This is a genomic window from Streptomyces sp. SP18CS02, assembly GCF_036322365.1.
Classification (GTDB): Bacteria; Actinomycetota; Actinomycetes; order Streptomycetales; family Streptomycetaceae; genus Streptomyces.
Window position 1 is genome coordinate 527,419 of sequence record NZ_JAQYXC010000303.1, and the last position, 17,142, is coordinate 544,560.

At 72.0% G+C, this 17,142-nt stretch carries 19 protein-coding genes; 10 read left to right on the forward strand and 9 right to left on the reverse strand.

Translation table 11 applies throughout. The features are described 5' to 3' along the window. Positions 1-173: 173 nt before the first annotated feature. Complete coding sequence (locus PUR26_RS33250; RefSeq protein ID WP_329878378.1) at positions 174-782, reverse strand: TetR/AcrR family transcriptional regulator; 609 nt, start codon at positions 780-782, stop codon at positions 174-176. Positions 783-1,199: 417 nt separating this feature from the next. Between PUR26_RS33250 and PUR26_RS33255 the strand changes: the two genes are divergently transcribed. Continuing rightward, complete coding sequence (locus tag PUR26_RS33255) at positions 1,200-2,720, forward strand: MFS transporter (protein ID WP_329878380.1); 1,521 nt, start codon at positions 1,200-1,202, stop codon at positions 2,718-2,720. Between the two features lie 259 nt (positions 2,721-2,979). Here the strand turns inward: PUR26_RS33255 and PUR26_RS33260 are convergent, their stop codons facing one another. Next, complete coding sequence (locus PUR26_RS33260) at positions 2,980-3,927, reverse strand: LysR family transcriptional regulator (RefSeq protein ID WP_329878382.1); 948 nt, start codon at positions 3,925-3,927, stop codon at positions 2,980-2,982. 172 nt (positions 3,928-4,099) lie between these two features. On the opposite strand from PUR26_RS33260, the gene snpA reads away from it, so the two are divergent. Then, the gene (gene snpA / locus PUR26_RS33265; protein ID WP_329878384.1) at positions 4,100-4,759 is read left to right on the forward strand and encodes a snapalysin; all 660 of its coding nucleotides are present in this window, start codon (positions 4,100-4,102) and stop codon (positions 4,757-4,759) included. Positions 4,760-4,951: 192 nt separating this feature from the next. Here the strand turns inward: snpA and PUR26_RS33270 are convergent, their stop codons facing one another. The 3 genes from PUR26_RS33270 to PUR26_RS33280 form a co-directional block, all read right to left on the reverse strand. After that, complete coding sequence (locus PUR26_RS33270; protein WP_329878385.1) at positions 4,952-5,401, reverse strand: DUF6304 family protein; 450 nt, start codon at positions 5,399-5,401, stop codon at positions 4,952-4,954. Between the two features lie 62 nt (positions 5,402-5,463). Continuing rightward, complete coding sequence (locus tag PUR26_RS33275; protein WP_329878387.1) at positions 5,464-5,724, reverse strand: hypothetical protein; 261 nt, start codon at positions 5,722-5,724, stop codon at positions 5,464-5,466. Positions 5,725-5,768: 44 nt separating this feature from the next. Then, positions 5,769-6,353 (reverse strand): dihydrofolate reductase family protein, encoded by a 585-nt coding sequence (locus PUR26_RS33280; protein WP_329878389.1) that lies wholly within the window; start codon positions 6,351-6,353, stop codon positions 5,769-5,771. Between the two features lie 126 nt (positions 6,354-6,479). On the opposite strand from PUR26_RS33280, the gene PUR26_RS33285 reads away from it, so the two are divergent. Next, on the forward strand, positions 6,480-7,121 hold the full coding sequence (locus PUR26_RS33285) for a TetR/AcrR family transcriptional regulator (protein WP_329878391.1): 642 nt from the start codon (positions 6,480-6,482) through the stop codon (positions 7,119-7,121). Positions 7,122-7,175: 54 nt separating this feature from the next. Here PUR26_RS33285 and PUR26_RS33290 read toward each other — a convergent pair whose 3' ends face one another. Continuing rightward, positions 7,176-8,219, reverse strand: a complete 1,044-nt coding sequence (locus PUR26_RS33290) for a family 2 encapsulin nanocompartment cargo protein polyprenyl transferase (RefSeq protein ID WP_329878591.1) — start codon at positions 8,217-8,219, stop codon at positions 7,176-7,178. A 79-nt stretch (positions 8,220-8,298) separates the two neighbouring features. Beyond that, positions 8,299-9,714 (reverse strand): family 2B encapsulin nanocompartment shell protein, encoded by a 1,416-nt coding sequence (locus PUR26_RS33295; protein ID WP_329878393.1) that lies wholly within the window; start codon positions 9,712-9,714, stop codon positions 8,299-8,301. Positions 9,715-9,998: 284 nt separating this feature from the next. Between PUR26_RS33295 and PUR26_RS33300 the strand changes: the two genes are divergently transcribed. Further along, complete coding sequence (locus PUR26_RS33300) at positions 9,999-10,589, forward strand: N-acetylmuramoyl-L-alanine amidase (protein ID WP_329878395.1); 591 nt, start codon at positions 9,999-10,001, stop codon at positions 10,587-10,589. A gap of 10 nt (positions 10,590-10,599) precedes the next feature. Next, positions 10,600-11,505 (forward strand): 1-aminocyclopropane-1-carboxylate deaminase/D-cysteine desulfhydrase, encoded by a 906-nt coding sequence (locus PUR26_RS33305; protein WP_329878397.1) that lies wholly within the window; start codon positions 10,600-10,602, stop codon positions 11,503-11,505. Here PUR26_RS33305 and PUR26_RS33310 read toward each other — a convergent pair. Then, a complete protein-coding gene (locus PUR26_RS33310; protein ID WP_329878399.1) occupies positions 11,481-13,076 on the reverse strand; it encodes a Na+/H+ antiporter in 1,596 nt (531 codons plus the stop codon). The genes PUR26_RS33305 and PUR26_RS33310 overlap by 25 nt on opposite strands. Before the next feature lie 59 nt (positions 13,077-13,135). Here PUR26_RS33310 and PUR26_RS33315 point away from each other — a divergent pair, with 59 nt between their 5' ends. The 3 genes from PUR26_RS33315 (at position 13,136) to PUR26_RS33325 (ending at position 15,002) form a co-directional block, all read left to right on the forward strand. Next, entirely contained in the window at positions 13,136-13,396 is a 261-nt protein-coding gene (locus PUR26_RS33315) for a UBP-type zinc finger domain-containing protein (RefSeq protein ID WP_329878401.1), read from the forward strand. 239 nt (positions 13,397-13,635) lie between these two features. Further along, complete coding sequence (locus PUR26_RS33320; protein ID WP_019889334.1) at positions 13,636-14,049, forward strand: anti-sigma regulatory factor; 414 nt, start codon at positions 13,636-13,638, stop codon at positions 14,047-14,049. A 17-nt stretch (positions 14,050-14,066) separates the two neighbouring features. Next, complete coding sequence (locus PUR26_RS33325; RefSeq protein ID WP_329878407.1) at positions 14,067-15,002, forward strand: RNA polymerase sigma factor SigF; 936 nt, start codon at positions 14,067-14,069, stop codon at positions 15,000-15,002. A 3-nt stretch (positions 15,003-15,005) separates the two neighbouring features. Here PUR26_RS33325 and PUR26_RS33330 read toward each other — a convergent pair whose 3' ends face one another. Beyond that, positions 15,006-15,446 carry a hypothetical protein gene (locus PUR26_RS33330; RefSeq protein ID WP_329878409.1) on the reverse strand — a complete coding sequence of 147 codons (441 nt, stop codon included), beginning with the start codon at positions 15,444-15,446 and terminating at the stop codon, positions 15,006-15,008. A 91-nt stretch (positions 15,447-15,537) separates the two neighbouring features. On the opposite strand from PUR26_RS33330, the gene PUR26_RS33335 reads away from it, so the two are divergent. Both PUR26_RS33335 and PUR26_RS33340 read left to right on the forward strand, forming a co-directional pair. After that, the gene (locus PUR26_RS33335) at positions 15,538-16,506 is read left to right on the forward strand and encodes a diacylglycerol/lipid kinase family protein (RefSeq protein ID WP_329878411.1); all 969 of its coding nucleotides are present in this window, start codon (positions 15,538-15,540) and stop codon (positions 16,504-16,506) included. A gap of 316 nt (positions 16,507-16,822) precedes the next feature. Then, complete coding sequence (locus PUR26_RS33340; protein WP_003953983.1) at positions 16,823-17,080, forward strand: WhiB family transcriptional regulator; 258 nt, start codon at positions 16,823-16,825, stop codon at positions 17,078-17,080. The last annotated feature ends 62 nt before the right edge of the window (positions 17,081-17,142 follow it).

Sequence of the window (17,142 nt, forward strand, 5' to 3'; positions counted from 1 at the left end):
GGTGGCGGTGAACAGGGGCCGGTGAACGCCGGCCGGGCCGGCGGACGGGGGCGGCCCGGCCGGCCGGATGCCGGCGGGACGGACATCAGCGGGCCGGACGGGGCCGGGCGGTGCGTCCCACGCACCGCCCGGCGCCGCGCCGGCCCGTCGCGTACGCGGGGCGGAAGCCGTCCTCATCCCACCGGCTGCGGGGCGTCCCAGGCGGCCATCGCCATGTCCACCACGGCGTGGAGCTGGTCCCGGGTGGACCCGTCGCGGGCCTGTACCGACAGCCCGTTCAGGAGGGTGCCGTAGAAGGTCGTGACCCGACGGGTGTCGGTACCCGGCCGGAGGTCGCCCTCGGCCACTCCCCGGTCCAGACGCGCCTGGATCGCGACCTCGGTCCGTTTGCGGCAGCGCAGAGCGAAGTCCCGGATCGTCTCATGGTCCGACGTGCAGTTGGTGGCGGCCAGCACGATCATGCAGCCGCTCGGCTTGCCCTCGGCCGTGAAGCTGAGGACGCTCTCGCGGAGCAGCGCCTCGATCGCGTCACGCGCGGTGGGCTCCTCGGCGAGGGCCCGGCGCGCGCCTTGGGCCTCGGTGTTCTCGTAGAGCTCGATCGCCTCCCGGAAGAGGTCCTCCTTGCTCTTGAACGCCGCATAGAGGCTTGGTGAGTTGATACCCATCGCCTGGGTCAGGTCGGACATCGAGGCGGCTTCGAAGCCGCGCTCCCAGAACACGACCATGGCGGCGTGCAGCGCCTTGCCGCGATCGAAGGTACGGGGTCGTCCTCGCGGGCTCATCGTTCTCCTTGCCATGGGTGGCGGGACCTACTAATTTATGTAATGCTCGACACGGAAATCCAGGGGTGGGATCCAGTGGTCGGATCCGCCCCCTGCGAGGACCCGTATGCCCGTGGACACAGCAGACACCCGACAGCCTGGACAGCGACCCGGACGACCCCGGATTCGCTTTCGCGAGTGCGCGCGCGACGGAAGTGGATCCGGCTCGGCCGCCCGGCGTCCCGCCCTCCCCTTACCCCGGGGAGCGTGCCGGGCCCGGCGGACCGGGCCCGGCACGCCGAACAGCCGGAAGAGGGCGGGCCCCGGCCGTCGCGGGGAGAAGCCGTTCATGCCACGACTCTACGACTCGACGACTCCCCGACATATCAGCCTCATCAGCGGCAGGGCTACGGCCAGCGAAGACTAGGAGCAGAGTTCATGGCTATCGCAGACGACGTCCCGGGGGACGGCACGTCGACCAAGGTGGGGACGGAGGACGCCACCCCGTCGTGGGGCTTCAAGGCGTGGGCCATGCTCGTCGTGGTCTGCGGCGCCTTCTCCCTGGACGCCCTCGACAACATCATGGTGGGCATCGCGGTACCGCAGATCAAGGCCGATCTGGGCATGACCACCGCCTCCGCCCAGTGGGTCGTGAGCGCGTACGTACTGGGCTTCGGCGGGTTCCTGCTGCTGGGCGGCCGGATGTCCGACCTGCTCGGCAGGCGCCGGGTGTTCCTGGCCGGACTGGCCATCCTGGCGGCCGGATCCCTGCTCGGAGGCGTCTCGACCGACGGCTTCCTGGTGATCGTCTCCCGCTTCGTGATGGGCCTGGGCGCCGCGATGACCGCCCCGTCCGCCCTGTCCATCATCATCTCCGCGTTCCCGGAGGGCCCCCAGCGCAACCGCGCCCTGGGCATCTACACGGCCTGCGGAGCCTTCGGGTACTCCACGGGTGTCATCGTCGGCGGTCTGCTCACCGAGCTGAGCTGGCGCTGGACCTTCATGCTTCCCGTGCCGGTGGCGATCGCGGCCCTCGTCGGCGGCGTGCTCCTGATCCCCCGCGACCCCGCGCGCGGCACCGGGAAGCGCAGCTACGACGTGGCGGGTGCCGTCACGGTCACCGCGGCCATGCTGCTGCTCGTGTACGTGATCGTCGAGGCGCCCACGGCGGGCTGGCTCTCGGGCCGGACCCTGGGCGGCGCGGCCGTCGCGGTGCTCCTGCTGGCCGCGTTCGCCGTGATCGAGAGCCGCTCGGCCGAACCGCTGCTCCGCCTGGGCCTGCTGCGCAACAAGGGGCTGGTGGGGGCGAGCCTGATCGCCGCGGCGATCCTCGGCACCTATATGAGCTACCAGTTCATCGGCGGTCTGTACCTGCAGACCTACCGGGGCTGGTCGCCGCTGGAGATGGCGCTCGCCTTCCTGCCCATCGGCCTGCTGATCATGTTCTTCGCGCCCCGGGCGGGCAAGCTCCTCGGACGCATCGGCATCCCCTGGATGATCTTCGGTGGCATGCTCGCCTACACCATCGCGTTCTTCCTCTTCCTGCGCGTCGGTGACACCTCCTCGTACTGGGCGGTGGTCCTGCCGAGCATGATCCTCATCGGCGCGGGCTTCCCGTTCGCCTTCACGGCGGCCAACGTCCAGGCGACGTCGGGTGTCGCGGAGTCGGAGCAGGGCCTGGCGGCCGGCATCCTCCAGACCGGTTACCAGGTCGGCGCGGCGGTCGTCCTGGCGGTGGTCACCGCGCAGATGGCGACCGGCGGCTCCACCGACGAGGAGGCGATCACCCTGTCCGGGTACCACAGCGGCGTCTGGGTCATCATCGTCGTCGCCGGGGTCTCGGCCCTCCTGACCGTCGTCGCGGCGATCGCCGCACGGCGCGGCGGGACCGGCACGGGAACCAGCCGCGAGCCCGCGGCGGCCGAGACCGCCCCCAAGCAGCCGGTGACCGAGTCCTAGCCAGAGTCCCCTTGGAAACCGGCCCCCGTGCCGGCCGGGAGCGCTACCGGCCGGCACGTCGCGCTGCCCGCGTACGGACGCCTGGCCCCGACCCGGCCGGTACGGTCACGGCCCGCCGCCCCCGCCCGGGGACCGCCCGCCGGCCCCGGGCACAGGCGCCACCCGCCCGGGAACCGTCCGCCCGCCCCGGCACAGGGCGCGCGTCCGACCGGGGCCACCGGCCCGCCCCGGTGGCGGCGCACGGCGCCGCCCCGCGCCCTCACGCCGCGCAGAGCAGCGGGCTCCCGTTCCGCAGCAGCCAGTGCCGGTACGCCGAGGTGCGCAGCGCCGCCTCCCGGTAGGCCGCCGCCAGTTCGGTGAAGACGGCCTCGACGTCCGTCCCCGGACGGTGGTACAGGAGCAGCTGAACGGCGAGCGGGTCGTCCCGTAACGGGCGGATCGCCATGTCGTCGCGCGGCCCCGAGGTCGGCTGGCAGGGGGCCACCACCTCGCCGGCCACGATCAGCGAGGCGGCCGTGTGGTAGTCGCCGTGCAGCAGCGGCGGGTCGATGCCGGCCGCCCCCAGCACCCGGCGCAGGCCGTCCCACTCCCCGTCCACCGTCGGGTCGACCATCCAGCGGTCGGCGGCCAGGTCCGCGAGCTCCACGACGGGCGCGGCGGCCGCCGGGTGGTCCCGCGACATGGAGATGAACTGGGGCTCCCGTTCGACCAGGACGCGCCGCTCCAGCCCCTCCGGCACCCGCAGCGGGAAGCCCTCCACCTCGTGCACGAAGGCGACGTCGAGCTGCGCCGTGGCGAGGGCCCGCAGCAGGGCGTTGGCCGAGACGTCCATGTGCAGGGAGATGTCCGTGCCCGGCAGTCGCTGCCGCAGCCGGCGCAGCCATCCCGCCAGCGCCCGGCTGGCGGTCGAGCCGATGCGCAGCCGGGCCCCGTCCGCACGCGCGGCGGCGGCCCTGGTCTCGGTGATGAGCACGGCCATCTGGGCCACCAGGGGGCGGGCACGGCTCAGTACGGCGCGGCCCAGCGGGGTGGGCCGGCATCCGGTGCGCTCCCGGGTGAAGAGCTCGGCGCCCAGCGCGTGCTCGATGCGCTGGAGCTGGGTCGTCAACGACGGCTGGGTCATGCCCAGTTCGCGTGCGGCCTTGTGCAGGCTGCCCGTATCGGCGATGGCGCAGAGCGCCCGCAGATGCCTCACCTCCAGCTCCATGTGCCGAGCGTAGGGCCGCACCTTGCGCCACACCAGACACAGAAAGGCAGTTGGGAACGATGATGCTCTCGTCCTATCAGCGGTTGACATCATCCGTACGGGCGTCGGCTCCTCGACACTCTCGTCAACCGAACGTGTCTACCCAACCGTTCAGGACGAGTAGGAGCCCCCCATGAGACACCGCAGGGCCGTACTGGCCGCCGCGCTCAGCCTCACCGCCGCTCTCGCCGCCGTACCCGCCACCACCGCCGCGGCAGCCCCGGCACCCGCCCCGGCGTCGGTCCAGGCCGCCGCCGGCTACGCCGCCTACGCCGGATCCTCGCAGGAGGCCAAGGCCAACAAGGCCTTCTTCGAGGCCGTCATGGAGTCGGTCGCCGAGAAGCGGGCCGCCAACCCCGGCGCCCTGGCCGTCACCGTCGTCTACTCGGCGTCGAACGCCCCGAGCTTCCGCACCCAGATAGCCCGCTCCACCCAGATCTGGAACAGCTCGGTCAGCAACGTGAAGCTGCAGGAGGGCAGCAGCCCCGACTTCCAGTACTACGAGGGCAACGACTCGCGCGGTTCGTACGCCAGCACCGACGGGCACGGCCGCGGCTACATCTTCCTCGACTACCGGCAGAACCAGCAGTACAACTCGACCCGCGTCACCGCCCATGAGACGGGTCACGTCCTCGGCCTTCCGGACCACTACTCCGGTCCGTGCAGCGAGCTGATGTCCGGCGGCGGCCCCGGCACCTCCTGCCAGAACGCCACCCCCAACGCCCAGGAGCGCGCACGGGTCAACACCCTGTGGCAGAACGGCCTCGCCGCCGCCGTGGCCAAGGTCTCCTGACCGGACCACCGGCAGACCGGGTCTCCCGAGCGCCCCGCCACCGGGCCTCCGGAGCACCGGAGACCCACCAGCGCGGCCGTACCGGCCCCTCCGAGCGCGAGCCGGTACGGAAACGGGCGCCCCGCCGTCGAGCGGGGCGCCCTCGCCCGTCCTGGTCACACCCGCACTCCGCCCTCAGGCGGCCGGGTCGGGTCAGGCGGCCTCCAGGAGCCTGCGGCCGAAGCTCGCGCCGGGCGGCAGCTGGCGCAGGATGCGGTCGAGGGCCTGGTCGAAGTCGCCGCCGGCGAGACCGGACTCGTACGCCGCTCCCCCGCAGTGCAGGGTGAGTTGCAGGTCCACCCGCTCGGGTGAGCCGTCGGACAGCGCTTCGCCCAGCGCCAACAGGCAACTGAGGCCCGCTTGTTGGGGCGTGCCGTCCACGACGACCGGCAGCGGGAGGTCCCACTCCAGCACGCAGCCCGCCAGCGGCAGGCCACCGCTCTCCTCGGCCGCGCGCAGCGCGGCGAAACCGGCGCCCCCCGTGTACTCCACGCCCCTGATGCGGGTGGCGATGCGCCGCCCGTCCGCCGTGATGACGATCGCTTCCGCACCCCGGCGGTCCCGGTACCAGCCGGTCCAGACTTCCGTCGACTCCGATGACATGGCGCGGACTGTAGCGGTATGACCGGCTCCGCCGTGCGGCCGGTCACCCCCCGGGCCGGACTTCAACCGGTCTTGGTGCTCTTGCCCGGCTCGTCCCGCGTACCGTCCCGCGCCCGGTCCCGCGCCTCGTCGGCGTGGAGCGCGCAAGCGGGGTTGGCGCAGGGACGGGGGCGCCATACCGGAACCCACGCGCCGAGGACCTTGTGTCGCTGGATGGCCGTACCGACGGGCTGTCCACAGGCGGGGCACACGGGCTCGCGGCCCGCCTGCGGGCGGCGGACGGTCCGGCGCTTCTCAGTGCCTTCGCTGCCTTCGCTGCCCATGCCTCCAGGGTAGGGCGGTTTGCGCGGGCCGGCACCCGGCGCGGTCACCTCTTCCTGCTGTACCACCGGACGATCACGCCGTTGTCGAAGACGCGCACCGCGTCCAGGGTGAACTCGGTGAGGGCGAAGCCCGAACCGAACATCGGCATCCCGGAGCCGTAGACCTCCGGATACGTCTTGATCACCAGCTCGTCGATCTCCTCGATGAGCTCGCCGGCGATCCCCGAGCCGCCGCAGAGCCAGATGCCGAGGGCGCCGTCCTCCGCCTTGAGCTCGCGGACCCGTCCGGCCACGTCGTCGTGGACGATCTCGACGTTGGGGTGCGGCGACGTCCCGATGGAGCGGGACGCCACCAGCTCGCGCAGGTGGCCGTAGGGGCTGGGGAGGCCGGCGTCGAGGCCGATCTGGTAGCTGCCGCGGCCCTGGATCACGGTGTCGAAGCGCCGGTTGGCCAGGCCCTCGAAACCGAGGTGCCGGCGGCCCTCGGCCGAGACGGTCTCCGGGTACTCGGCCTTCAGGAATTCCAGGAACTCCTCGGTGACGAACTTGTACATCGAGGAGGCGTCTCCGTCGGGGTCACCGATGAAGCCGTCGATGGAGCAGGCGACGAAGTACGTGAGCTTGCGCAAATCTGTCCTTTTTCTTGGGGTCTAGGGGGGTGGCCGCGACGCATCCCGGCCGCAACCACGACGGCTATAGTGCTCCATCTGTAGTGGTTACGCAAGAGCCACTTTCCGAACGGCCGGGAGGCAGTCATGGCGAGGAATCCGGAGCGCAGGACGGCGTTGCTCGACGCCGCCATCGACGTACTGGCGCGGGAAGGGGCGCGGGGGCTGACCTTCCGGGCGGTGGACGCCGAGGCCGGGGTCCCGCCAGGCACCGCCTCCAACTACTTCGCCAGCCGGGACGATCTGTTCACCCAGGCCGGCTCGCGCATCCAGGCCCGCATGATCCCCGACCCCGCACAGGTGGACACGGCGATGCGGCCCGAGCCCAGCCGGGAACTGGTCACCGAGCTCATGCAGTGGCTGGTACGGCGGATGGCCGAGGAACGCACCGGGTACCTGGCGATGCAGGAGCTGCGCCTGGAGGGCACCCGGCGCCCCGCGCTCCAGGCCGAGCTGCACCGGGTGATGCGCGAGGACCTGGAACAGAACACCCGCTTCCACCTCGACGCCGGGCTGCCCGGGGACGCCGACACCGTGCTCGTGCTCTACCTCGCGATGACGGGGGTGCTGCTGGAGCACTTCACCCTGCCCGGGCTGCTGCCCGGCGCCGATCTCGACGCGGTGGTGCGGACCGTCGTCGAAAGGATCGTCCCCGCGGCCCCCGGGGGCATGGCGGAAGGGCCCGCCCGGCCCGCCGGCCCCGGGGGCACGGAAGGGCCCGCCCGGTGACCGCGAGGTCCACCGGACGGGCCCGGCCCGCTTCCTACGGCGCGGCTCGGCGGATCAGCGGGTACGCCGGGTGACGAACTCCGCCAGCGCCAGCAGATCGCCCGCCGCCGCAAGGTCCGGCACCGCACGCGAGAGCTGGTGCACCGCGCGCGACATCCGGTCGGCCGCCTGGACCTGCGCCCAGTCGCGTCCGCCCGCCCGCTCCACGGCGTCCGCCGCGCGCCGGATGTCCTCCGCGTCCAGGGCCGGCCGTGCGTACAGCTCCGCCAGCTCGGCGCCGGCCGCCGTGCCCGACCCGAGCGCGGCGACCACCGGCAGCGACTTCTTGTGGGCGGCCAGGTCGGCCCCGGCGGGCTTGCCCGTCCGCTCCGGGTCGCCCCAGATCCCGATCAGGTCGTCGATCAGCTGGAACGCCAGGCCCGCCTCCCTGCCGAACGCGTCCATCGCCGCGACCTCCGCCTCCCCCGCCCCCGCGTACAGCGCGCCCAGGGCGCAGGCGCAGCCCAGCAGCGCCCCGGTCTTGGCGGTCGCCATGGCGAGGCACTCGTCGAGCGACACCTCGTGCGGACCGCGCCCCTCGAAGGCGCAGTCCGCCTGCTGGCCCGCACAGAGCTCGATGACACAGGTCGCCAGCCGGGCCGACGCGGCGCCGGAGGCCGGGTGCCCGTCCTCGGCGAGCAGCCGCAGGGCGAGGGCGAGCATGGCGTCGCCGGTGACGAGGGCGTCCGGCATGCCGAAGACGGTCCACGCGGTGGGCCTGTTCCGGCGGGTGGCGTCCTCGTCGACGATGTCGTCGTGGAGCAGGGTGAAGTTGTGGGCGAGCTCCACGGCGGCGGCCGCCCCCACGGCGAGGGCCGGGTCGCCGCCCAGGGCCCGCACGGCGGCGAGGACGAGGGCGGGCCGGATCGCCTTACCGGCCTGTCCGGTGGCCGGCGTGCCGTCGGCCTGCTCCCAGCCGAAGTGGTACATCGCCACCCGCCGTATGGCGCCGGGCAACGACTCGACGGTGGAGCGCAGCCGGGGGTCCACGACGCCGCGGGTCCGGTCGAGGAGCGCCGCCGCTCCCTGACCCTCCGTCACTGCGTCCGTGCTGGTCATGGTCACGGTCACTTCCTCTGCGCGGAAAGGGGACGGCCGGGGCGCCCCGCGCGGGGTGCCCCCGGCCCGTCACCGGGTGTCACTGCCAGCGGCTGATCTCGACGTTCTCCAGCACGCCGAGGGCGTCCGGCACGAGGACCGCCGCCGAGTAGTAGGCCGTGACCAGGTAGGAGATGAGGGCCTGCTCGTCGATGCCCATGAAGCGGACGGAGAGGCTCGGCTCGATCTCGTCCGGGAGGCCGGTCTGGTGCAGGCCGATGACACCCTGCTCCTGTTCGCCGGTACGCATGCAGATGATCGAGGTGGTGCGGGCCCCGGTGATCGGGATCTTGTTGGACGGGAAGATCGGCACTCCGCGCCAGGCGGGGATCTGGTTGCCGCCGATCTCGACGCTCTGCGGGACCAGTCCGCGCCGGTTGCACTCGCGCCCGAAGGCGGCGATGGCGCGGGGGTGGGCCAGGAACATCTTCGAGCCGCGGCGGCGGGAGAGCAGTTCGTCCATGTCGTCCGGGCCGGGCACACCGTCGTGCGGCTGGAGCCGCTGGCCGTAGTCGCAGTTGGCGAGGAGGCCGAACTCCCGGTTGTTGATCAGCTCGTGCTCCTGGCGCTCGCGCAGCGCCTCGACCGTGAGCCGCAACTGCTGCTCGGTCTGGTTCATCGGCTGGTTGTAGAGGTCGGCGACCCGGGTGTGGACCTTCAGCACGGTCTGGGCGACGCTCAGCTCGTACTCGCGCGGCGCGGCGTCGTAGTCGACGAAGGTGTGCGGGACGACGGCCTCCCCGACATGGCCGGCGGACAGGTCGATGGCCGCCTCGCCGTACCGGTTGGTGCGCCGGCTCGGCAGCGCCGCCACCCCCGCCAGGTGCCCGGCGAGGGACTCGGCCCGCTCCGCCAGGTTGGTCACGTCGGCCCGGGTCAACTGCAGCACGGTGCACGCGGTCGCCGCGCGCACCGTGCTCTTCCACCTGGCGTCCGGGTCCAGCAGGGACGCCTCACCGAAGTACGCCCCGTCGGCGAGGACGCCGAGGACCGCTTCGTCACCGTAGGGGCCGGTGCCGATCTGCTCGACCCTGCCGTGTGCCAGCAGGTAGACCCGGTCGGTCTCCTCGCCGGCCGTGGCGATGATCTGGCCCGCCGCGAACTCCCGCTGGGTGCACCGCTGCGCCAGCTCCGCCAGGGCCGCCTCGTCGGCGAACCCGCGCAGGGCGGGCAGCTCTCCCAGCTCCGCGGGGATGACCGCGACCCGGTCGCCGGTCTGCACGAACGTCACCCGCCCGTCCCCGACCGCGTAGCTCAGCCGCCGGTTCACCCGGTAGGTGCCGCCCTGCACCTGCACCCACGGCAGCATCCGCAGCAGCCACCGTGAGGTGATCTCCTGCATCTGCGGAGCCGACTTGGTGGTGGTCGCCAGGTTCCGCGCGGCATCGGTGCCAAGACTCTGCTGCGGCCGCGCCTGCTCGGAGCGGACCTCGTCGCCAACCGAACCAACCGACATGTACGTACCTCTCGATCAAGGACTGCCTGCCGGAGAAGCCTTTCAGCACGTGGCGTAGTGGTGCCATTACACAAATGAGTGGGACTGAACGAGGATCCTCGGGGCATGTCACAGGGTTTCCACCCGCGCGGAGCAGTGTCACGAGGTTGTCCTGATCGAGTCGCCCGGCTCCGGGGCCGATGGCCGCCGCGACGCACGCTCCGGTACAAGCGCCGTACGAGCCCTTCGGCTCGCCCTCCAGGCACCACCGCCGGCGCACCCGCCCAACCCAGAAGGAGGCGGCCATGGCCCCACCCATGTCCGCGAGCAGTTTCATCGACGCCCTGCGCGACGAGGGTCTGACCGTCGTCGAGGTCGGCGACTGGCGCACCCACAACCGCAATCACAAGGGCCCCTGGGGCCCGGTCCACGGAGTGATGATCCACCACACCGCGACCTCGGGCACCGAGCGCACCGTCCGGCTCGTCCGGGACGGCCGCGAGTCCCTGCCGGGGCCGCTCTGCCACGGCATGATCGCCAAGGACGGCACGGTCCATCTGGTCGGCCACGGCCGCGCCAACCACGCCGGGGCCGGCGACGACGAGGTCCTGCGAGCCGTGATCGCGGAGAAGGGCCTGCCCAAGGACAACGAGTCGAACACGGACGGCAACCGGTACTTCTACGGTTTCGAGTGCGAGAACCTCGGCGACGGCGAGGACCCCTGGCCGGAGGCCCAGCTGGAGGCCATCGAGAGGGCCGCGGCGGCGATCTGCCGCCATCACGGCTGGACGTCCCGGTCGGTCATCGGCCACCTGGAGTGGCAGCCGGGCAAGGTCGACCCCCGCGGCTTCTCCATGACGTCGATGCGCGCGCGGGTCGAGAAGCGCCTGCGGTGACAATGGCCGGGTGAACGCGCTCGACCTGTCCTCCCTCGGACCGCAGCTCCCCTCCCCCCTGGAGCCGGTCGACGACGAGCGCTTCACCCGGCACGGGGTCGAGTTGCTGCTCAAACGCGACGACCTGATCCATCCCGACCTGCCCGGCAACAAGTGGCGCAAACTCGGCCCGAACCTGGCCGCCGCGGCCGGCCGGCCGATCCTGACCTTCGGGGGCGCGTACTCCAACCATCTGCGCGCCACCGCCGCGGCGGGCCGTCTGCTGGGCTTCGGGACCACCGGGGTCGTACGCGGCGACGAGCTGGCCGGCCGGCCGCTGAACCCGTCGCTGGCGCGGTGCGCGGCGGACGGGATGCGGCTGCTGTTCGTGGACCGGACGACGTACCGCTCGAAGGGGGACCCCCGGGTGCTGGACGCCCTCCTGCGCGACGCGCCCGAGGGCAGCTTCGTCGTGCCGGAGGGCGGCAGCAACGCCCTCGCCGCCCGGGGCTGCGCCGCGCTGGGGCAGGAGCTGCGGGGCCGGGCGGACGTGGTCGCGGTGGCGTGCGGAACCGGCGGCACGCTCGCCGGCCTGGCGGCGGGGCTCGGGCCCGGACAGCGGGCGCTGGGCTTCCCCGTGCTGAAGGGCGGGTTCATCGGCGCCGAGGTGCGCGCCCTGCAGGAGCGCGCCTTCGGCGGGCCGGCGGGCGACTGGAGCCTCGACGAGCGCTTCACCTTCGGCGGCTACGCCCGGACGACGCCGGAGCTGGAGGACTTCACCGATCTATTCGAGCAGCGGCATGAACTCGCCATCGAGCGCATCTATGTCGCCAAAATGCTGTACGGCCTGCTCGCCCTCACCGAGGAGGGCGCCTTCCCGCCCGGGACCGTCCTCGCCGCGGTGATCACCGGTCAGCCGGACCCACCCTCCCGGTAGGCGGCCGCCTCCTCCAGGTCCAGCCTGCGCAGCAGGGTGCGCAGCATCTCGTCGTCGATGCGGCGCTCGTCGCGCAGCCGTACGAACACGTCGCGCTCCTCCGCGATGACCGCGCGCGCCAGCCGCCGGTAGGTGTCGTCCGCGGATTCGCCGGTGATCTCGTTGACGGCGCCCAGCCGCTCCCAGACGGCGTTGCGCCGCCGCTCCACGACCGTGCGCAGCCGGTCGGCGAGCGGCTGCGGGAGCGCGTTGCGCTCGTCCGCCAGCAGCTCGTCCAGCCGCCGCTCGGCGGCGAGGGACGCCTGGGACTGCGCCTGGGCCTCGGCGAGCGTCTCGGCCCGGACGTCGCGTCCCGGCAGCTTCAGCAACCGGATCAGCGGCGGGAGGGTGAGGCCGTGCACCACCAGGGTGGCGATCACCGTGGTGAAGGTCAGGAAGAGGACGAGGTTGCGGGCCGGGAACGGCTCGCCGTCGGTGGCCACCGGGATGGAGAAGGCGATGGCGATCGAGACGACCCCGCGCATCCCCGCCCAGCTGACGATCAGCGGCGCCGACCGGTCCAGGTCGCCCTCCCGCTGCCTGACGCGCGGCGAGAGCCGCGGCAGGTAGGTGGCCGGATACACCCAGAGGAACCGCACCACCACGACCGCGACGAAGACGCCCAGCGCGTACCAGGCGGCCTCCCCCACGCCGTACCGGCCGAGACCGCCCACCACGTAGGGCAGCTGGAGCCCGATCAGGGCGAAGACCGCCGACTCCAGGACGAAGGCGACCATCTTCCACACGGCCTCCTCCTGGAGGCGGGTGGCGAAATCCACCTGCCAGGCGCGGTGTCCCAGGTAGAGGCCGACGACCACGACCGCGAGCACACCGGAGGCGTGGAACCGTTCGGCCGCCGCGTAGGCGACGAAGGGGATCAGCAGGGAGAGGGTGTTGCGGAGCAGGGGCTCGCCCAGCCGCAGGCGGAGCCAGTGGATCGGCACCGCCAGCAGCAGTCCGGCGGCGATGCCGCCGAGCGCGGCGACGGCGAACTCGCCGATCCCCCCGGCCCAGCCGATGCCCTCGCCGACCGCGGCGGCCAGCGCCACCTTGTAGGCGGTGATCGCGGTCGCGTCGTTCACCAGGGACTCGCCCTGGAGGATCGTGGTGATCCGCCCGGGCAGCCCGATCCGCCGGGCGATGGCCGTGGCCGCCACCGCGTCCGGCGGCGCCACCACCGCGCCCAGCACCAGCGCGGCGGTCAGCGGCAGGTCGGGCACCAGCAGATAGGCGAGCCAGCCCACGGCGAGGGTCGCGAAGAGGACGTAGCCGACGGAGAGCAGGGCGACCGGCCGGAGGTTGGCCCGCAGGTCCAGGTACGAGGAGTCGACGGCGGCCGTGTACAGCAGCGGCGGCAGGACCAGCGGGAGCACGACGTGCGGGTCGAGCGTGTAGTCCGGCACCCCCGGCAGGTACGAGCCGAACAGTCCGGCCGCCACCAGCAGCAGCGGCGCCGGCACCGGCGTCCGCTGGGCCGCCCCCGCGATCGCGGCGCTCGCCGCGACCAGCCCCACCAGTTCCAGTGCGTCCATCGTCCCTCCGCTCCGTCCGCCGGCGGTCTTCGGGCGACGGCCGTCGTAACCTGGCCATCATGAGCGAGTGTCCGCATGTTGCCGAACTGCCGCGCCCCGAGCCCGGGCCGCTGACCGACACCTGCCCGGAGTGCCTGGTGGCCGGGACGCACCCCGTACAACTGCGGCTGTGTCTGGCGTGCGGCCACGTCGGCTGCTGCGACTCCTCCGCCGGACAGCACGCCACGAAGCACTTCAAGGACACCGGTCACCCGGTGCTGCGGACCTTCGAGGCGGGTGAGAGCTGGCGTTGGTGCTTCGTGGACGGTTCGATCGTCTGACGGCTGGGTACGTCAACCCTCCGCCGGATTCTCGCGATTGGCCGCCTCAGACCTCTAGCCACTGTGCGTACTCATGTGCTTACCATGAGTGACAGCCACCGGACCAGGGGGCCCTGCGACACGGCACCATGGATCGCGATAGCGTCACCGCGGACTACGCACACCCGCGTACCGCACGGCCCGGAGGGGGAATTCCCTCCCCGGGCCCCGAATGAGCTTGTGCCACCTTGGAGGTGAGGGTGTCCCAGATCGCAGGCGAGCCCGGGACCCAGGACTTCGTGGAAGTCCGGCTGCCCGCTGCGGGTGCCTACCTGTCCGTGCTGCGTACGGCCACGGCCGGCCTGGCGGCGCGTTTGGACTTCACCCTCGACGAGATCGAGGACCTTCGCATCGCCGTCGACGAGGCGTGCGCGATCCTGTTGCAGCAGGCCGTACCCGGCTCCGTCCTCAGCTGTGTGTTCCGCCTGGTCGACGACTCCCTGGACGTCACGGTGTCGGCGCCCACGACCGACGGCCGCGCCCCGGAGCGCGACACCTTCGCCTGGACGGTGCTGTCGGCACTGGCCGGGAAGGTCGAGTCCTCCGTCGCCGACGACCGGACGGTCTCCATCAGCCTGTACAAACAGCGCGGCGCGGGACCCGGGCCGGCGTGAGGGACGGGGACGGTCCGGTGCGTGACGAGGAGCGCGGCCCACGGGTTGTGAGCGCGGCGGCGGGCATCCCGGAGCAGCAGGCGCGGCCGCACCCGGTGGACGGCCTTTTGGACGCGCCGGAGCAGGCGCAGGCAGAGCGGGCGGCCCAGATGAGCGAGCAGGATCAGCACGAGAAGCAGCAGGCCCATCACCACGACCCACATGACCGCAGCGGCGCGCGGGCGATGTTCATCGAGCTGCGCGAGCTGCCGGACGGTTCGCCCGAGCGGGCGGAGCTCCGCAACCAGCTGGTACGGATGCACCTGCCGCTCGTCGAGCACCTGGCCCGCCGCTTCCGCAACCGCGGCGAGCCCCTGGACGACCTGACCCAGGTCGCCACGATCGGTCTGATCAAGTCGGTGGACCGGTTCGACCCGGAGCGCGGTGTCGAGTTCTCGACGTACGCCACGCCCACGGTGGTCGGCGAGATCAAGCGGCACTTCCGGGACAAGGGCTGGGCGGTGCGCGTCCCGCGCCGGCTCCAGGAGCTGCGCCTGTCGCTCACCACCGCCACGGCGGAGCTCTCCCAGCTGCACGGCCGCTCACCGACCGTGCACGAGCTGGCGGAGCGGCTCGGGATCTCGGAGGAGGAGGTCCTGGAGGGGCTGGAGTCCGCCAACGCGTACTCGACGCTCTCCCTGGACGTCCCCGACACGGACGACGAGTCCCCCGCGGTCGCGGACACGCTGGGCGCGGAGGACGAGGCGCTGGAGGGCGTCGAGTACCGGGAGTCGCTCAAGCCGCTGCTGGAGGACCTGCCGCCGAGGGAGAAGCGGATCCTGCTGCTGCGGTTCTTCGGCAACATGACCCAGTCGCAGATCGCGCAGGAGGTGGGCATCTCGCAGATGCACGTCTCGCGTCTGCTGGCCCGCACGCTCGCGCAGCTGCGCGAGAAGCTCCTGGTGGAGGAGTAGGCGTTACGCCCCGCCCGCGCGACCCCGGATGCCCAGGGCCTCCGTGGTCGCCGGGTTCACCAGCAGCACCAGCCCCATGACCGCGACGATCGCCAGGACGATGCCGGCCGGGATCGCCACGCTCGTCGCCTGGAGCAGGGTCCAGGCCACCGGCAGGGCCATCAGGTGGGTGATGATCGCGGGGCCCCGGCTCCATCGGCGGGACAGCAGCAGGCCCCGCGCGGCGAACAGCGGGATCAGCCCGAGAGCGAGCAGCGTCACACCGCCGGTCACCGCCTGCGTGAGGCCGTCGGGCCGGCCGGTCAGGGTGGTCACGAGCACATAGCCGCCGCCGGCGAACAGGGCGAGGGCCTCCAGTCCCGACAGGGCCGCGGCAGCCGTCAGACGGGCGGGACGCGGGGCGGTGACGGAAATCTCGACGATCTTCTGCTCAGTACTGCTCACCCTTGCAGGGTAGCGGCCGGTGCCCGTCCACGGACCGGACGGGGCGCGGGGCCCTCTGGGCCGGGTACCGCGCGGTAGGTAACCTGGCGCCATGCGCGCACTCCTCGTGGTCAACCCGGCAGCCACCACCACCAGTGCCCGCACCCGCGATGTCCTGATCCACGCGCTGGCCAGCGAGATGAAGCTGGAGGCGGTGACGACCGAGTACCGGGGCCACGCCCGTGATCTCGGTCGGCGGGCCGCGGAATCGGACGACATCGAGCTGGTCGTCGCCCTCGGCGGCGACGGCACCGTCAACGAGGTGGTCAACGGTCTGCTCCACGGCGGTCCCGACCCCGAGCGGCTGCCCCGCCTCGCGGTCGTCCCCGGCGGTTCCACCAATGTGTTCGCCCGGGCCCTCGGCCTGCCGAACGACGCCGTGGAGGCGACCGGCGCGATCCTGGACGCCCTGCGCGAGCACCGTGAACGTACGGTCGGTCTCGGCCTGGCGGCCGGTACGCCCGGCAGCGAGGACGAGTCGGTCCCGGCGCGCTGGTTCACCTTCTGCGCCGGCTTCGGTTTCGACGCGGGCGTGATCGGCCGGGTCGAACAGCACCGGGAGCGGGGCAAGAGATCCACCCACGCGCTCTATCTGCGTCAGGTGGTGCGCCAGTTCCTGGACGAGCCGCGTCGCCGCCACGGCACGATCACGTTGGAGCGTCCCGGGGCCGATCCGGTCGACGATCTCCTGCTGTCGATAATCTGCAACACCGCCCCCTGGACCTACCTGGGCAATCGTCCGGTGTACGCGTCACCGGAGGCGTCCTTCGACACCGCGCTCGACATGCTCGCGCTGAGCCGGCTGTCGACCTCGGCGGTGGCGCGTTACGCGACCCAGCTGCTCACTTCCAGCCCCGAGCGCGGTCCGCGCGGCAAGCACGCGCTGTCCCTCCACGATCTGACGGACTTCACCTTGCATTCGAAGGTGCCGCTCCCGTTCCAGATGGACGGAGACCACCTGGGTCTGCGCACCAGCGTGACGTTCACAGGCGTTCGCCGTGCACTGCGTGTGATTGTGTGAGTGGAAGGGCCGTTAGTCCTTTATCTCGAACGTATGGGCGTGGGTCCACCCCATAGAAGTACGGCTGTGACCTAGCCGACACCGAGGAATCAAAAAAAACTTTCCGGAAGGGGTTGTATCCGCCGCCGAGGTTTGCGAATCTCTACATGGCGATCGGGACGGCCCGCAGAACCGGCATCCATGAGAGCCAGAACCCCTCCTCATTCAAGGACCACACCAGCTTGTCTGGCAGTCGGCCCTTCACTTGTTGAGGGATTCGTGAAAGCGTTCACATTCACAAGCAACTTGCATGCAACACCAAGGAGAGGTAGCAGCCATGGACTGGCGTCACAACGCCGTTTGTCGTGAGGAAGACCCCGAGCTGTTCTTCCCCATCGGCAACACCGGTCCTGCGCTGCTGCAGATCGAGGAAGCCAAGGCTGTCTGCCGACGCTGCCCCGTCATGGAGCAGTGCCTGCAGTGGGCGCTCGAGTCCGGCCAGGACTCCGGCGTCTGGGGTGGCCTCAGCGAGGACGAGCGCCGCGCGATGAAGCGCCGCGCCGCCCGCAACCGGGCGCGCAACGCCAGCGCCTGAGCGAGTGCCACCGCTACGAGCCTGAGCCTGGCGGCGCGTACACCGTGTACGCAATGACCCGC

What these genes read in the sequence shown, in the direction of transcription:
- PUR26_RS33250 (WP_329878378.1), bottom strand. Translation starts at nt 782, where the DNA reads ATGAGCCCGCGAGGACGACCCCGTACCTTCGATCGCGGCAAGGCGCTG.
- PUR26_RS33255 (WP_329878380.1), top strand. Translation starts at nt 1,200, where the DNA reads ATGGCTATCGCAGACGACGTCCCGGGGGACGGCACGTCGACCAAGGTG.
- PUR26_RS33260 (WP_329878382.1), bottom strand. Translation starts at nt 3,927, where the DNA reads ATGGAGCTGGAGGTGAGGCATCTGCGGGCGCTCTGCGCCATCGCCGAT.
- snpA (WP_329878384.1), top strand. Translation starts at nt 4,100, where the DNA reads ATGAGACACCGCAGGGCCGTACTGGCCGCCGCGCTCAGCCTCACCGCC.
- PUR26_RS33270 (WP_329878385.1), bottom strand. Translation starts at nt 5,401, where the DNA reads ATGTCATCGGAGTCGACGGAAGTCTGGACCGGCTGGTACCGGGACCGC.
- PUR26_RS33275 (WP_329878387.1), bottom strand. Translation starts at nt 5,724, where the DNA reads ATGGGCAGCGAAGGCAGCGAAGGCACTGAGAAGCGCCGGACCGTCCGC.
- PUR26_RS33285 (WP_329878391.1), top strand. Translation starts at nt 6,480, where the DNA reads ATGGCGAGGAATCCGGAGCGCAGGACGGCGTTGCTCGACGCCGCCATC.
- PUR26_RS33290 (WP_329878591.1), bottom strand. Translation starts at nt 8,219, where the DNA reads ATGACCAGCACGGACGCAGTGACGGAGGGTCAGGGAGCGGCGGCGCTC.
- PUR26_RS33295 (WP_329878393.1), bottom strand. Translation starts at nt 9,714, where the DNA reads ATGTCGGTTGGTTCGGTTGGCGACGAGGTCCGCTCCGAGCAGGCGCGG.
- PUR26_RS33300 (WP_329878395.1), top strand. Translation starts at nt 9,999, where the DNA reads ATGGCCCCACCCATGTCCGCGAGCAGTTTCATCGACGCCCTGCGCGAC.
- PUR26_RS33310 (WP_329878399.1), bottom strand. Translation starts at nt 13,076, where the DNA reads ATGGACGCACTGGAACTGGTGGGGCTGGTCGCGGCGAGCGCCGCGATC.
- PUR26_RS33315 (WP_329878401.1), top strand. Translation starts at nt 13,136, where the DNA reads ATGAGCGAGTGTCCGCATGTTGCCGAACTGCCGCGCCCCGAGCCCGGG.
- PUR26_RS33335 (WP_329878411.1), top strand. Translation starts at nt 15,538, where the DNA reads ATGCGCGCACTCCTCGTGGTCAACCCGGCAGCCACCACCACCAGTGCC.
- PUR26_RS33340 (WP_003953983.1), top strand. Translation starts at nt 16,823, where the DNA reads ATGGACTGGCGTCACAACGCCGTTTGTCGTGAGGAAGACCCCGAGCTG.